Source organism: Streptomyces sp. NPDC001219, from assembly GCF_053597915.1.
Map to the genome: position 1 here is coordinate 42827 of NZ_JBSFJF010000039.1, position 15347 is coordinate 58173.

14 protein-coding genes are annotated in these 15347 nt (G+C 71.8%); 13 read left to right on the forward strand and 1 reads right to left on the reverse strand.

Annotation, left to right across the window (positions count from 1 at the left end):
• Positions 1-43: 43 nt before the first annotated feature.
• The 9 genes from ACWC9R_RS23700 to ACWC9R_RS23740 all read left to right on the forward strand — a co-directional run bounded on the left by ACWC9R_RS23700 (position 44) and on the right by ACWC9R_RS23740 (position 9554).
• A complete protein-coding gene (locus ACWC9R_RS23700) occupies positions 44-805 on the forward strand; it encodes an SDR family oxidoreductase (protein WP_450734285.1) in 762 nt (253 codons plus the stop codon).
• A 112-nt stretch (positions 806-917) separates the two neighbouring features.
• The gene (locus ACWC9R_RS23705) at positions 918-2213 is read left to right on the forward strand and encodes an MFS transporter (RefSeq protein WP_450734286.1); all 1296 of its coding nucleotides are present in this window, start codon (positions 918-920) and stop codon (positions 2211-2213) included.
• A 33-nt stretch (positions 2214-2246) separates the two neighbouring features.
• The gene (locus ACWC9R_RS23710; protein ID WP_450734288.1) at positions 2247-3419 is read left to right on the forward strand and encodes an acyltransferase family protein; all 1173 of its coding nucleotides are present in this window, start codon (positions 2247-2249) and stop codon (positions 3417-3419) included.
• Positions 3420-3482: 63 nt separating this feature from the next.
• Positions 3483-4070: an NADPH-dependent FMN reductase gene (locus tag ACWC9R_RS23715; RefSeq protein ID WP_450734289.1), complete on the forward strand. Its 588-nt coding sequence runs from the start codon at positions 3483-3485 to the stop codon at positions 4068-4070.
• Positions 4071-4122: 52 nt separating this feature from the next.
• Entirely contained in the window at positions 4123-5175 is a 1053-nt protein-coding gene (locus ACWC9R_RS23720; RefSeq protein ID WP_450734290.1) for an aldo/keto reductase, read from the forward strand.
• Between the two features lie 160 nt (positions 5176-5335).
• Positions 5336-6310, forward strand: a complete 975-nt coding sequence (gene rfbB / locus ACWC9R_RS23725) for a dTDP-glucose 4,6-dehydratase (RefSeq protein ID WP_450734292.1) — start codon at positions 5336-5338, stop codon at positions 6308-6310.
• Between the two features lie 45 nt (positions 6311-6355).
• The gene (locus tag ACWC9R_RS23730) at positions 6356-7762 is read left to right on the forward strand and encodes an NDP-hexose 2,3-dehydratase family protein (RefSeq protein WP_450734293.1); all 1407 of its coding nucleotides are present in this window, start codon (positions 6356-6358) and stop codon (positions 7760-7762) included.
• On the forward strand, positions 7732-8763 hold the full coding sequence (locus ACWC9R_RS23735) for a Gfo/Idh/MocA family protein (protein WP_450734295.1): 1032 nt from the start codon (positions 7732-7734) through the stop codon (positions 8761-8763). The genes ACWC9R_RS23730 and ACWC9R_RS23735 overlap by 31 nt, the downstream gene beginning before the upstream one ends.
• On the forward strand, positions 8760-9554 hold the full coding sequence (locus tag ACWC9R_RS23740; RefSeq protein WP_450734297.1) for an SAM-dependent methyltransferase: 795 nt from the start codon (positions 8760-8762) through the stop codon (positions 9552-9554). Before ACWC9R_RS23735 ends, ACWC9R_RS23740 begins: the two co-directional genes overlap by 4 nt.
• A gap of 47 nt (positions 9555-9601) precedes the next feature.
• Here the strand turns inward: ACWC9R_RS23740 and ACWC9R_RS23745 are convergent, their stop codons facing one another.
• Positions 9602-10183 carry a TetR/AcrR family transcriptional regulator gene (locus tag ACWC9R_RS23745; protein WP_450734299.1) on the reverse strand — a complete coding sequence of 194 codons (582 nt, stop codon included), beginning with the start codon at positions 10181-10183 and terminating at the stop codon, positions 9602-9604.
• A gap of 226 nt (positions 10184-10409) precedes the next feature.
• Between ACWC9R_RS23745 and ACWC9R_RS23750 the strand changes: the two genes are divergently transcribed.
• The 4 genes from ACWC9R_RS23750 (at position 10410) to ACWC9R_RS23765 (ending at position 15091) form a co-directional block, all read left to right on the forward strand.
• Positions 10410-11591 (forward strand): cytochrome P450, encoded by a 1182-nt coding sequence (locus tag ACWC9R_RS23750; protein ID WP_450734300.1) that lies wholly within the window; start codon positions 10410-10412, stop codon positions 11589-11591.
• Positions 11592-11739: 148 nt separating this feature from the next.
• Entirely contained in the window at positions 11740-12888 is a 1149-nt protein-coding gene (locus tag ACWC9R_RS23755) for a nucleotide disphospho-sugar-binding domain-containing protein (RefSeq protein WP_450734301.1), read from the forward strand.
• A 230-nt stretch (positions 12889-13118) separates the two neighbouring features.
• Positions 13119-14030, forward strand: coding sequence for a glucose-1-phosphate thymidylyltransferase RfbA (gene rfbA / locus ACWC9R_RS23760; protein WP_450734302.1), 912 nt, complete (start codon positions 13119-13121; stop codon positions 14028-14030).
• A 65-nt stretch (positions 14031-14095) separates the two neighbouring features.
• On the forward strand, positions 14096-15091 hold the full coding sequence (locus tag ACWC9R_RS23765; protein ID WP_450734303.1) for an NAD-dependent epimerase/dehydratase family protein: 996 nt from the start codon (positions 14096-14098) through the stop codon (positions 15089-15091).
• The last annotated feature ends 256 nt before the right edge of the window (positions 15092-15347 follow it).

Below are 15347 nucleotides of genomic sequence, written 5' to 3' on the forward strand. Positions count from 1 at the left end.
TTCCCCCAGGCCCCACCACACCACACCCCTACAGGAGGACACCGTGACCAAGCTCGCGGGCAAGACGGCACTCGTGACCGGTTCGAGCCGGGGCATCGGGCGGGCGACCGCCGAGCGTCTGGCGCGTGAGGGCGCGCTCGTCGCTGTGCACTACACCTCCCGGGCCGAGGCCGCCCAGGAGACCGTCGCCGCCATCGAGGCGGCCGGTGGCAAGGCGTTCGCCGTCCAGGCCGAACTGGGCGTCGCGGGCGATGTCGACACGCTGTTCGGGGCCCTGGAGAGCGGCCTGAAGGAACGTACCGGCGGCACCGCCCTGGACATCCTGGTCAACAACGCCGCGATCATGGGCGGGGTCGCCCCCGAAGAGGTCACCCCCGAACTCTTCGACCGGCTGGTCGCCGTCAACGCCAAGGCGCCGTTCTTCATCCTGCAGCGTGCCCTCACCCTCATGCCCGACGGCGGCCGCGTCATCAACATCTCCTCCGGGCTCACCCGCTTCGCCAACCCGCAGGAAGTGGCGTACTCGATGACCAAGGGGGCCGTCGAACAGCTCGCGCTGCACTTCGCCAAGCACCTCGGCCCGCGCGGCATCACCGTCAACAGCGTCGCCCCGGGCATCACCAACAACGGCAGCCCGGTGTTCGACATCCCGGAGGCCGTGGAGCAGATGGCCCAGATGTCCACCTTCGGCCGGGTGGCCGAGCCCAGGGACGTCGGCGACGTGGTGGCCTTCCTCGCCTCGGACGACGCCCGCTGGGTCACCGGTGCCTTCATCGACGCCAGCGGTGGCACGTTGCTGGGCTGACGTCCGCCCCCACGGCGCCCGACCCGTGCGCCGCGCCCCGACCGACCGGTCGCGATGATCCCCTGCATCGCGGCCGGCCCTGTCCCGACCGAACCCCTGGCGGTGCATCTCCATGGCGCAGGCTTCGGCCTCCTCCTCACCCTCGGCTCCGGCGACCCACGCGGGGCAGGGCCACGTCCGCCGGCGGCCGGGCCAGTGGCTGCTGCTGAGCGTCCTCGCGGGCAACATGCTCATCGACTCGCTCGAAGTCTCGGTCGTCCTCGTCGCCCTGCCGACGATCGGCCACGCCTTCCACCTCTCAACGTGGTCCACACAGTGGGTGATGGGCGGTTTCCCGCTCGGCTTCGGCGCGGCGCTGATCCCCGGCGCCCGGCTGACCACCGCGCTGGGACGGCGACCGGTCTACCTCGCCGCGCTGCTCGTGCTCACGGCCGCCTCCCTGGCGGGCGGCCTGGCCACCGACCCGGTGGTGCTGACAGCCACCCGGGTCGTCAAGGGCGTGTGCGCCGCGCTCACCGCCCCCACCGGGATGGCCATCATCACCACCACCTTCCGCGAAGGCCCCGAGCGCAGCCGGGCGATCTCGGTCTACTCGTTCTTCGGAGCCTTCGGCTTCACGGCCGGACTCCTGCTCTCCGGCCTGCTGACAGCGGCCGGCTGGCGCTGGGTCTTCCTCTTCCCGGCCCCCGTGGCGCTGCTGCTGCTCCTGCTCGGCGTGCGGTACATCCCCCGCGACGGCAGGCGCGTTCCGTCACCCGCCGTGCCGCTGCGCCGGCTGCTGCGCAACGGGCGGCTGACGCGGGCGGCGTTCGGCGCGGCGGTGCTCAACGGCACGTTCCTGGGGCTGCTGTTCATCGTCACCTTCCGGCTTCAGACGGTCCGGGGCTGGACACCGTGGCAGACCGCGCTGGCCTTCCTGCCGGCCTGCGTTCCGCTCGCGGTCTCCGCGCTGCGCTCGGGGCCGCTGGTGCGGCGCTTCGGCACACCCCGGCTGATCGCGCTGGGCGCCGCAGCCGCGTGCGCCGGCGACGCGCTGGCGCTGCGCACGGCCGCCCTGGACGCGCCGTACCCGACCGGTCTGCTGCCCGTCACGGCGCTGGTCGGGGCGGGCTTCGTCTTCGCGTTCGTGGCCCTGAACACGCAGGCGGGCGGGAGCGTTCCGGCGGAGCAGCGGGGTACCGCCATCGCCCTGTACCAGACCGCCGTGCAGTTCGGCGCGGTGCTGATGCTGGGTTCGGTGTCGGCGCTGCTGGCCGCCGGCCACCCCGGGCGGGCGGTCGGGGCCGACGCGCTCGCCGCCGCGTACCGCCCGCCCCTGCTGCTGGTCGCCGCGGTCGCCGCCGCGGGCCTGCTGATCGCACTGGGCGGCCTCGTCGCGGCCGGCTCCCGCCGCCGCCCACCACGCTGACCCGCACCGTTCCCGACCATGGAAGGCGCCCCTGTGACCGCGCAACCGATCACCACGTCCAGGCTCCCCTCACTCACCGGACTGCGGTTCATCGCCGCTGCCCTGGTGTTCGCCGTCCACGGGGCGAGCACCGGGGTCTTCAAGGACCAGGCCGTGGCGGCGGACTACTTCAGGTTCTTCGGGAACGCGGGGGCCGTCGGCGTGTCGTTCTTCTTCCTCCTCAGCGGGTTCGTGCTCACCTGGTCCGCGCGGACCGGGGACACCGCCCGGCGGTTCTGGCGGCGCCGCTTCTTCAAGGTCGTCCCCAACCACGTGGTGACCTTCGCCGCCGCCCTCGTGCTGATGTCCCTGGTCAGCGCGCAGATCGCGTTCCCGCAGACGCTCGCCAACCTGTTCCTGCTGCAGGCCTGGCTGCCGGACGTCTCCTATATGGAGACCGCCAACACGGTCAGCTGGTCTCTGTCCGTGGAGATGCTCTTCTACCTGGCGTTCCCGCTGCTGATCCGGCTGGTGAACAAGGTCCGGCCGAACCGCCTGTGGTACGGGGCGGCGGGCGCCGCGGCGCTGGTCCTCGTCCTGCCGGTCATCGCCCAGTACCTGCTGCCCGGCACCCCGCACTACGCCTTCCTGCCGGTGTCGTGGACGCAGATCTGGTGCGTCTACGTCTTCCCGCTCAGCCGCCTGCTGGAGTTCCTGCTCGGGATGTTCATGGCCCGCATCCTGCTGACCGGCCGGTGGCCCGGGCTCGGCCTGCTGCCGGCCGGCCTGCTGGCCGTGGCCGCCTACCTGCTGCCGGTCTTCGTGACGTTCAACCAGCTCTACAACTACGCGGCCGTCACGGTCGTCCCGCTCGCGCTGCTCATCCCGGCCGCCGCCGCGGCGGACGTCAGGGGGCGCCGGACCTGGCTGAGCACCCGGACGTTCGTCTGGCTCGGTGAGATCTCCTTCGCCTTCTACCTCGTCCACTCCCTGGTGCTGACGTACGGGCACCGGATCTTCGGCTCGCAGCCCAACATCTTCGGGCAGCCCACCGGCCCGGCCTGGGGCACCCCGGCCGGCCTCGCCTTCCTCGTCGGCTGCCTCGCGGTGTCGGTGCTCCTGGCGTGGGGGCTGTACACGTTCCTTGAGCGGCCCGCGATGCGCCGCTGGTCGCGGCCGGCCCGGGCCGCCTCGGGCGCCCGCGCCGGCGTGGCAGCGGACGCCTGACCCGCCCCTTCCCACCCTCGGTTCTCTTCCCGGTCCGCCTCACCCCAGAAGGAGTTCGACGCCATGTCCGAACAGCCCATCCGCCTCGCCGTCATCACCGGCAGTGTCCGCGACGGCCGGTTCAGCCCCACCGTGACCGACTGGGTCACCGCCCAGACGGCGCACCGCACCGACCTCGACGTGGACGTCATCGACCTCGCGGACGTCCCGCTGGGAACGGCGGGCCCCACCCGTGAGCCCTCGCCCGGGATGACCGCGGTCCTGGACACGATCCGCCCGCGCATCGCCGCGGCGGACGCCTTCGTCGTGGTGACGCCGGAGTACAACCACAGCTTCCCGGCCGTCCTGAAGAACGCCATCGACTGGCACCTGGTGGAGTGGCGGGCCAAGCCGGTCGGGTTCGTCTGCTACGGCGGCTTCTCCGGCGGGCTGCGCGCCGTCGAGCAGCTCCGGCTGGTCTTCGCGGAGCTGCACGCCGTCGGTATCCGGGACACCGTCAGCTTCCACGGCGGTGCCGCCGCCTTCGACGAGAACGGCACGCCCATGGACGCCGAGGGCGCCGCCGCGGCCGCCAAGACCCTGCTGGACCAGCTCACCTGGTGGGCGCTGGCCCTGCGCGAGGCCCGCGACAAGCGCCCGTACGGGGCCTGAGCACAACCGACGGAACGGTAGCCGGAGCGCCGAGGGAGAGGGCCACACGACGATGAAGTACACGATGTTGGGAAAGACCGGGCTACGGGTGTCAGAACTGTGCCTGGGAGCTGGGACGTTCGGCGAGAGCGAGTGGGGGGCCGCCGCCCCGGTGGCGTCCCGGCTGGTCGACCAGTACGCCGAGGCCGGCGGCAACTTCATCGACACCGCCAACGTCTACGGCGGCGGGCTGTCGGAGCGCTGCGTCGGCGAGGTGCTGTCAGGGCGGCGCGACCGCTTCGTCCTGGCGACGAAGTACAACGCGATGACCCGGCCGGGGGACGTCAACTCCGCGGGAAACCACCGGAAGTCCCTGGTCAGCTCGCTGGAGACCAGCCTGCGCCGGCTGCGTACCGACCGGATCGACCTGCTCTGGCTGCACGCCCGCGACCCCTTCACCCCGGTCGAGGAGGTCATGCGGGCACTCGACGACCAGATCCGGGCCGGCAAGATCCTCTACGTCGGTGCCTCCAACTGGCCGGCCTGGGAGGTCTCGCGGGCCAACATGCTCGCCGAGCTGCGCGGCTGGTCGGCCTTCGCCGGTATCCAGGTGCGCTACAACCTCCTGGAGCGCACCCCGGAACGCGACCTGCTTCCCATGGCCGGGGCGTGCGACGTCAGCGTGTTCGCCTGGGGCCCGCTGGCGGAGGGCCGGCTGACGGGCAAGTACCTCCGCAGCGAGAGCGGGCGCCTGAGCGTGGAGAACTGGGCCGGCGACAGTGAACGGGACACCGCGGTCGTCCGCGAGGTCGTCAGGATCGCCGAGGAGAGCGGCCGGACCCCGGCGCAGGTCGCCCTGGCCTGGCTGCGCGGCCGCCCCGCACAGCCGCTGCCCATCCTCGGCGCCACCCGGGAGTCCCAGCTCACGGACACCCTGGCCTGCCTCGACGTCCGCCTCGACGAGGCGCACACCAGGCGGCTGGACGAGCTGAGCCAGGTGCCGATGGGCTTCCCGCACGAACTGATGCGGGTGCCCAAGTTCACCCGCAACGCCTTCTCGGACCGCTGGCAGGACCTGGAGCACCGCCGCCCCGCCGTCCGTACCGTCGCCGACTTCCTCGGATGACCGGGCGCGCCACGGGTGCCGACCCCCGCCCGGCATGTGCCGCCGGGCGCGGGGCGCGCTCCGCCGTGCGGGCTCCCAGGCCCCCGCACCGGCGCCTACCGTCGGCCGGCCGCGCGCCCCTCGCGCGGCCGGCGAGCAACTCCCTTTCCAAGGTGGCCGCATGAGAATCCTGATCACCGGCGGAGCCGGCTTCATCGGCTCGCACTTCGTCCGCTCCCTCCTCGACGACCGGTACGCCGGCTGGGAGGGGGCCAGGGTCACGGTCCTGGACAAGCTCACCTACGCGGGCAACCGGGCCAGCCTCCCCGCCTCGCACCCGCGCCTGACGTTCGTCCAGGGCGACGTGTGCGACAGCGCCCTGCTGCGCGAGGTGCTGCCCGGGCACGACGCGGTGATGCACTTCGCCGCCGAGTCGCACGTCGACCGCTCCATCACCGGAGCCGCCGAGTTCTTCCGCACCAATGTGCTGGGCACCCAGGCCCTGCTGGACGCGGTGCAGGCGACCGGCGTCGAGCGGGTGGTGCACGTCTCCACGGACGAGGTCTACGGCTCCATCGAGGAGGGCGCCTGGACCGAGGAATGGCCACTGCTGCCCAACACCCCGTACGCCGCTTCCAAGGCGGGCTCCGACCTGGTCGCCCGCTCGTACTGGCGCACCCACGGCGTGGACGTCTCCGTCACCCGGTGTTCCAACAACTACGGGCCGTACCAGCACCCGGAGAAGCTCATCCCGCTGTTCGTCACCAACCTGCTCGAGGGCAGGCCGGTCCCGCTGTACGGGGACGGCCGCAACGTCCGCGAGTGGATGCACGTCGACGACCACTGCCGGGCCCTCCATCTCGTCCTCAACAACGGCCGGGCCGGCGAGGTCTACAACGTCGGCGGCGGCAACGAGCGCACCAACCTCGCCCTCACCGAACGGCTCCTCGAACTGTGCGGCGCCGACGCGTCGATGGTGCGCCGGGTCGCCGACCGCAAGGGCCACGACCTGCGCTACGCCCTCGACGAGACCAAGATCCGCGAGGAGCTGGGGTACTCACCCCGGATCTCCTTCGACCAGGGCCTGGCCGACACGGTCGCCTGGTACCGGGACAACCCGGACTGGTGGCGAGAGCCGCCGGCCACGAACGCGTAAGCCCGTCCGACCGTCAATCTCCCGTGCCACACGGAAAGGTGGCTCATGCTGCCACACACCAGTGCCACCCCCAACGACTCCAGGACCCTGACGCCCCGTGCGGACGGCGACGCCGCACGGCGCATGGCCCGCTCGGCCGCGGCGACCGAGGGCGCCATGCTGCGCACCGGCGAGGTCCGGGCCTGGCTCGACGAGCGGGCCCGGGCCAACGTCTTCCAGGTCGACCGGGTGCCCTTCGACGCGCTGGACGGCTGGTCCTTCCAGGGCGGTACCGGCAACCTGGTCCACCGCAGCGGGAAGTTCTTCACCGTCGAGGGCCTGTCCGTCACCGCCGTGGACGGCGACCGGCGCCGGCAGTGGCAGCAGCCCATCATCAAGCAGCCCGAAGTGGGCATCCTCGGGCTGCTGGTCAAGGAGTTCGACGGCGTACCGCACTTCCTGATGCAGGCCAAGATGGAGCCGGGGAACCCCAACCTGCTCCAGCTGTCCCCGACCGTGCAGGCCACGCGGAGCAACTACACCGGAGCCCACCGCGGCGCCGCCGTGAAGTACATCGAGTACTTCACCCGGGCCGCCCGCGGCCGGGTCCTCGCCGACGTCCTGCAGTCCGAGCACGGCTCGTGGTTCCACCGCAAGAGCAACCGCAACATGATCGTCGAAGCGGTCGGCGAGGTGCCGCTGCTGGACGACTTCTGCTGGCTGACCCTGGGGCAGATCAACCAACTGTTGCACCAGGACAACGTGGTGAACATGGACGCGCGGACCGTGCTGTCCTGTGTCCCGCTCGCCGGCGGCACCGAGGCCCGTCTGTCCGACACCGCACTGCTGTCCTGGTTCTGCGGCGAGCGCTCGCGGCACACCGTCACCGCCGAGCGGGTGCCGCTGAACGGCATCACGCGCTGGAAGCGCGGCCCGGACGCCATCGAGCACGACGAGGGCCGCTACTTCCGTGTGGTCGCGGTGGCCGTCCGGGCCGGCAACCGTGAGGTGACCGGCTGGACCCAACCACTGTTCGAGCCGGTCGGCCGGGGCGTGGCGGCCTTCCTGTGGCGCACCATCGGCGGGGTGCCGCACGTCCTGGCGCACGCCCGGGTCGAGGGCGGCTTCCTCGACACCGTCGAACTGGGGCCGACCGTCCAGTACACCCCGGAGAACTACCGGCACCTGCCGGCCGAGGACCGCCCGCCGTACCTCGACACGGTGCTCAACGCCGACCCGTCGCGTATCCGGTACGAGGCCGTGCACTCCGAGGAGGGCGGCCGCTTCCTGAACGCCGAGAGCCGCTACCTGGTCATCGAGGCGGACGAGTCCCAGGCACCCCTGGACCCGCCGCCCGGCTACCAGTGGGTCACCCCCGGCCAGCTGACCTCCCTGGTACGGCACGGGCACTACCTCAACGTGCAGGCCCGCACGCTGCTCGCATGTCTCAACGCGATGGGGGAGCAGGGCTGATGGAGCCGGTGCGGATCGCTGTCATGGGCCTGGCCTCGATCGCCCGGCGGCGCCTGCTGCCCGCCATGGCGGCCTGCCCCGACGTCGAGATCGTCGCGGTGGCGAGTCGCGACGCGGACCGTGCGCGGGAGGCGGCCCGCGCCTACGGGTGCCGGGCGGTGCACGGCTACGACCGGCTGCTCGACCGCGCGGACGTGGAGGCCGTCTACGTTCCACTGCCCTCGTCACTGCACGCGCGGTGGACCGAGGCCGCGTTGCGGGCGGGCAAACACGTCCTCGTCGAGAAGCCGCTCGCCGACGACGCCGAGCGCGCCGCCGCGCTGCTGGCGTCGGCCCGGTCGGCGGGCCTGGTGCTGCGCGAGAACGTGATGTTCGTGCACCACGGGCAGCACGCGGCCGTCCGCGGACTGGTCGAGGACGGCGCGATCGGCCAACTGCGCTCCTTCCAGGCGACGTTCACCATCCCGCCGTTGCCCGACGACGACATCCGCTACGACCCGGACCTGGGCGGGGGAGCACTGGCGGACGTGGGGGTGTACCCCGTGCGGGCCGCCCAGCACTTCCTGGGGCCGGAGCTCGCGGTGCGCGGTGCCGTGCTGACCGCGGGGCCCGGCCGTCGCGTGGAGACCTCCGGTGCGGCGCTGCTGACCGCGGACGGGGGCGTGACCGCCCAGCTGAGCTTCGGCATGGAGCACGCCTACCGGTCCACGTACGAACTGTGCGGCAGCGAGGGCCGGATTCGCATCGACCGTGCCTTCACCCCGCCCGCGGACCACGAACCGGTGGTGCGCCTGACACGCGCCTCGGGGACGGAGCGGTTCCGGCTGCCCGCCGAGGACCAGGTGGCGAGCGCCGTCGCGGCGTTCGCCACCGCCGTGCGCGCCGGGGCGCCGCCCGACGACGCGCCGCTGTGGCAGGCGCGGCTGCTGGACGGCATCCGGCGGCGCGCCGCCGAGGAAGACACCGACCGAGCAGAAACCGCATCGAGGAGTGAGCGATGAGCGCGACCGTGAACTGGATTCCCGAGGGCATGGACCGTGAGGTTCCCAGCGCAGCCCGTGCCTACGACTACATAGCGGGCGGCACCCACCACTTCGAGGCCGACCGGAAGCTGGGGGACCAGGTGCTCTCGGTACTGCCGGCCAGGGACATGTCCCGCCACAACCGGCAGTTCCTCCAGCGTGTGGTGCGCTTCATGGCCGGCCGGGGCATCCGGCAGTTCATCGACCTGGGCTCCGGGCTGCCGGTGATGGGCAACGTCCACGAGACCGCCCAGCAGGCCGCCCCCGAGTGCCGGGTGGTCTACGTCGACAACGAGCGGGCCACCATCGAGCACAGCGAGCTGATCCTACGCGGCGACGAGCGCACCGCCATGGTGGGCGAGGACCTGCGTGACCCGGACGCCGTCCTGAACGCCGAGGCCACCCGCCGCCTGATCGACTTCTCGCAGCCGGTCGGCTTCCTGATGCTGGGCGTGACCCAGTTCCTGCACGACGAGGACGACCCGTGGGCCATCACCGCGGCCTACCGCCGGGCGCTGCCCTCCGGCAGCTGTCTCGCGCTGTCCTGCTTCACCTGGGACAACGACCGCGAGACGATGCGGAACACGGTCGAGATGTTCCAGCGGAGCGGCCGCACGCCGATCGTGCCGCGCACCGGCGAGGAGGTCCGCGAGCTGCTCGGCGACTTCGAACTGCTCGATCCCGGGCTGGTGTTCACGCCCCAGTGGCGCCCGGACGGCGCCTCCGAGGAGCGCTCCAACCTGTACGCGGCCGTCGCGCGTAAGCCCTGAGCGGGGCGGCGGCGCCCACCGGGCCGGCGCGCCGCCCCTCCGGCGCGTCAGGCCTCTTCGGGGTACGCCGCCGCCACCATCTCCATGGTGATCTCCAGCAGCGCCGACCGCTTCTCCTCGGCGTCCCCGGGGAAGTTCGGCAGGGCGAAGGTCCCGAAGTGCAGGGTCAGCAGGGCACTCATGCAGCGCAGCTGGTCGGTGAGCGAGGTGTCCGAGTCGGTGAGCATCTCGCCGATGGTGGTCATCTGCTGCCCGAACTCCTTGCCGACCTTGAGGTCGCGCAGGGTCGCCTCGTTCTCCCGCAGGAAGCGGACGAGCGGGGCGGAGGCTTCGAGTGCGGCGCTGTAGCGGCGCAGGATCTCCTGCTTGGTCTCGAGGGTCCGTGGCTGCTGGCGCCCCCAGGAGATGATGTCGTCGACGGGGCGGGTCAGGTCCTGGAAGATGCTGAGGAGAATGTCCTCCTTCGACTTGAAGTGGTAGTAGATCGCGGGTTTGCTGACCTCCAGGATTTCCGCGATCTCACGCAGCGAGGTCTTCTCGTAGCCGTTTCGGACAAAGAGCTCCAGGGCCACGTCCTGGATGCGCCTGCGGGTGTCCCCCCGCTCCTTCTTCGTGCCTTTTCCGGCCACGCTCTCTCCCTCGGTCCGTCCTCACCCGGCTGGGGCCGGAACACCCACTTACCGGTCGGCAGGCAAGTGCCTGCCGCCCAGTGTACGTGTGCGCGTCGCGCGGGCCATGCCGTCCCCGGCCCGGGTCGCGGACGACCTCGAAGCGCTCGCTCCGCGCCGAGGACGGCCGACACCGGGTCGGCGCACCCGCCACGCACACCTCCGAACCGAAAGGACCGAAGTACCCATGTCCCCCCAGCAGTGGAACTTCCACCCGGATCAGTTCTGGATGCGCGGTGAACGCCCCCCGGCCCCCGTCGCGTACGACGAGGCCAAGCAGCTGTGGAACGTCTACGGCTACGCGGAGGCGCTCCAGGTGCTCAACGACCCGGAGACCTTCTCCTCCGATCTCAGCGTGCTGGCGCCGGAAAGCCAACGGCAGATCTTCCCCGGCAACCTCACGACGATGGACGCGCCCGAGCACACCAAGATGCGCAAGATCGTCAGCGGGGTGTTCACCCGCGGCGTGGTCGCCGGCCTCGAACCCCGCATCAAGGAGATCACCCACGAACTGCTCGACGCGGTCGAGCCGGGCGACTCGTTCGACCTCGTGGAGGTGCTGGCGTACCCGTTGCCCGTCATCGTCATCGCCGAACTGCTCGGGGTTCCCAGCAGCGACCGCCAGCTGTTCAAGGAGTGGACCGGCAAGCTGCTGGAGAGCAACCAGGCGTTCTCCACCGGCGAGGACACCCCGGAGCTGCAGCGGCAGCGTGAGGAGACCCTCGCCCAGATCAGGAACTTCTCCGACTACCTGCTCGACCATGTCGAGCAGCGCCGCGCCGCCCCGCGGGACGACCTGCTGACCAGGCTCGTCCAGGCCGAGGTGGACGGCGAGCGGCTGTCCTCGGCCGAGGTGGGCAACTTCTCCCTGGTCCTGCTGGTGGCGGGGCACATCACCACGACGATGCTGCTGGGCAACACGATCCTGTGCCTGGACACCCACCCTTCGGCCATGGCGGCCGTACGCCGGGACCGCGCCCGCATCCCCACCGCGATCGAGGAGTCGCTGCGGCTGTTCAGCCCGCTGTCCACGCTGCGCCGGGTGACCACTACGGCGGCGCAGATCGGCGACGCCGAGATCCCCCCGCGGTCGGTGGTCATGACGTGGACGGCCGCCGCGGCCCGCGACGAGCGCCAGTTCCGCGACCCGCACACCTTCGACCTCGACCGGGAGAACATCCAGCACCTCTCGTTCGGCAGAGGCGCGCACTTCTGCATGGGGGCGCCGCTGGCCCGCCTTGAAGGCATGCTCGCCCTGAACATCCTCTTCGACCGCTTCCCGGCGCTGCGCCGCGACCCGGCGCGGGACCCGGAGTTCATGCCGGGGGCCGATGTGACGGGCGTGGAGAAGCTGCACCTGCTCACCTGAGCGTCCGGCTCTCCCGGGCGTTCGCGAGCGGGCGCCACGCGCCGCCCCGGGCGGCCCCCCGCGCCGTCCCCACCGGCCCGGCGCCATGCCCTGACCACCCGAAGTCCGCGCGTCGCCCGTCCGGGCGACGGAGGAGACCGGAACACCCATGAGGCTGCTGTTCGTCGCGGGCCCGGACCCGTCCGACATCTACGCCGTCGCCCCCCTCGCCACCGCCGCGCGCGCCGCCGGGCACCAGGTGCTGATGTCCACGCCGAAGGAACTGACCCCGGTGGTCACCGGCGTCGGCCTGCCGACCGTCGCCACGACCACCACACCGATCCCCGACATCAGGGCCACCCGCCGCTCCGGCGAGCGTGAGGTGGTCCCCGATGACGTGGACCACCCCGAGTTCATCCGGTACACCGGCCGCTGGTTCGGGCGGCTGGCCGCCGAAACCCTCGTCCGGCTGCGCGAGGTGGCGGCGGCCTGGCGGCCGGAGGTGGTGGTCACCGGCCCGTACGCGTACGCGGGAGCGCTCCTCGCCCACGAGCTGTCCGTACCGTGGATTCGGCACACCTGGACCGTGCTGGACACCGTGGGCATCCCCGTCGGCAGCGAGGGGGAACTGGCGCCGGAGCTGGCCGAACTGGGCCTCGACCGGATTCCCGGACCGGACCTGCTGATCGACAGCTGTCCGCCCGGCATCCGCCCGGCGGACGCTTCCCCCGCGCAGCAGATCCGCTACGTTCCCGTCAACGCCCAGCGCCCGGCCGAGCCGTGGATGTACACCCGCGGCGAGCGCCGACGGGTGTGCGTCACCGGCGGGCGCATGGCCGCCCTCGATGACGACTTCGAGCTGATCCGCGGCATGGTGCGGCAGCTGGCCGAGTGGGACGCCGAGGTCGTCATCCCGGCGCCGCGGAAGGTCGCTCACGCGCTGCGCGCCGAGTTCGGCGACATCCGCGCGGGCTGGATACCGCTGGACGTACTGATGCCGACCTGCGACCTGATCGTGCACCACGCCGGTGGCGTGCCCGGCCCGACCGGCCTGACGGCCGCGCTCTCGGGCGTCCCGCAGCTGCTGATGCCACAGGAGAAGAAGGCGCACACGGCCGCCCGGCTCGTCGCCGAGTACGGCGCCGCGGTCACCCTGCTTCCGGACGAGGTGAGCACCGACAGCGTCGGCAAGGGCATCCGCGAGCTGCTCTCCGCCCCGTCCTACACCGACCGGGCCCAGGCACTGGCCCAGGAGATCGCCCGGATGCCGTCACCCGCCGAGGCCCTGGGCACCGTCGAGCACCTGGCACGGCGCTGAGCCGCGCGGACGCCACCCGCTGACCCGCCGTGGCTCGCCCACGTGCGGGGAAGAGCCGGCGATCGAACTGGTAACTGCAGAGAGGAAGTTGACGCCCCCTCATCGGCAGCCGCAGCCGCAGCCGCAGCCGCAGCCGCAGCCGCAGCCGCAGGTACAGCCACAGAAACCGACACAGTCACAGACACCGACACCGACACAGGCACTGCACAGACACCGACGGAGACAGGCATATGAAGGGCATCATCCTCGCTGGTGGCAGCGGCACCCGGCTCAGGCCGCTGACCGGAGTGGTCTCGAAGCAGATCCTCCCGGTCTACAACAAGCCGATGATCTACTACCCCCTGTCCGTCCTCATGCTCGCCGGCATCCGGGACATCCTGGTGATCTCCTCGCCGGCTCACCTGGACATGTTCCGCGACCTGCTCGGCGACGGCTCCCGGCTCGGCATCCGGCTGGAGTACGCCGAGCAGAAGGAACCCAACGGCATCGCCGAGGCGTTCATCATCGGCGCCGACCACATCGGCGACGACGACGTGGCGCTGATCCTCGGTGACAACGTCTTCCACGGTCACGGCTTCTCCGAGCTGCTGCGCACCGCCGCCGCCCGCCTCGACGGCTGCGCGCTCTTCGGCTACCCGGTCAACGACCCCTGGCGGTACGGCGTCGCCGAACTGGACGCCGACCGACGGCTGACGGCCCTGACGGAGAAGCCCACCGACCCGGTCTCCAACATCGCGGTCACCGGCCTGTACATGTACAGCAACGACGTGGTCCGGATGGCCCAGGAACTGGTCCCCTCCGACCGCGGCGAGATGGAGATCACCGATCTGAACAAGGCGTACCTGGCACAGGGCCGGGCCCATCTGGCCGAGCTGGGCCGCGGGTTCGTCTGGCTCGACATGGGCACCCACGACTCCCTGCTGGAGGCCGGCCACTACGTCCAGATCGTCGAACAACGCCAGGGCATACGCATCGGCTGCGTCGAGGAGACCGCCTTCCGGATGGGCTACGTCAGCGCGGAGCAGTGCCGCCGGCTCGGTACCGAGCAGTCCAGCACCGACTACGGGTCCTACCTGGTCAGCCTCGTCGAGGGGGACGGGGTGTACGAGGCGCGGGCCCGCCGGACCGCGCCGGCCGGCTGAGCCCGGGGCCCCGGCACCGGCCCCGGCACCCTTCTTCTCCTCGCCCACCCACCTCCGGAGGACCCATGCAGGACCCCGCACCGTCCCGGCTCCCGACCGCGGTCGTGCTGGGAGGCACCGGCTGCATCGGACGGCACGTCTGTGCCGCCTTCGCCCGGCGCGGCTACCGCGTCGTCGTCGTGGCCCGCCGGCCCGCCCCGCACGTGGCGGAGCACATGTTCCGTCCCCTGAACCTGCTCACGGCGTCCGCCGCCGAGCTGGACGCGCTGTTCCGGGACGCGGACGTACGCGCGAGCGTCGTGGTCAACGCCACCGACATGGCGGGTGCCACCGACCTGACCGGCGCCGCGGACGGCGGCGCGGGCCGCGCGGCCGAACTGCTGGCCGCCAACGAGGGGCTGGCCCGCACGCTGGTCGCGGCCCTGGAGGGCAACCCGGGGCGGCCCCGGCTGGTCCACATCGGCACCATCCACGAATACGGGCCCGGCCAGGCAGGGGTCCCGTTGCACGAGGAGATCGAGCCGCGGCCCGCGAACGCCTACGCGGACGCCAAGCTGGCCGCGTCCAGGACCATCCTCGAAGCGGCCCGCGCGGGCCGCGTCGACGGCGTCGCGCTCCGGCTCGTCAACACCTGCGGCCCCTACCCGACCCCGGCGGGTTTCCCGGGCAAGCTCCTCCCCAGGCTGCGCGCCGCGCGGCAGGGCGCCGACCTCTCCGTGCGCGTCGTCGACGCACGGCGCGACTGGATCGATGTGCGCGACGTCGCCGAAGCGTGCGTGCCGGCCGCCGAACGGCCGGTCAGCGGACGGGTGTTCAACATCGGCAGCGGGACCGCGGTGCCGATGCGGGAACTGGTCGCCCACTGCCTCTCCGCCGCCGGCCTGCCGGACTCCGGCGTCACGGAGGAGGACCGCCCGGGGCACGGCGGCGTGCGCGGCCTGGGCGCCGACTGGATTCAGGCCGACATCCGACTGGCCCGCGAGCTGCTGGGCTTCGCCCCGCGCTTCGGACTCAGGCAGTCACTACAGGACATGTGGGATGCGGGGGTCACCAGCCGCTGATCCGCCCCTCCCGCGACGGCCGGCGGCCGAAGCACCCGTCCCGCCCACCTGCCCACCCGACGGCGGCCAGCATCGTGTCGAGGGTCCCCGGGCCAGGGCTGTGATCGGTGTCACTCTTTATGATTCCTTGGCATTCCTCTTGGATTCCTCTGTGATTGCTGACTTGTTCCTGGTTGTCTTTATGAAATCCACGCACTGACGTGGTTGCCTTCTGTGTGCCGGAGCGAAGAAACTCGTCATTACCTTCCGCTGCAGT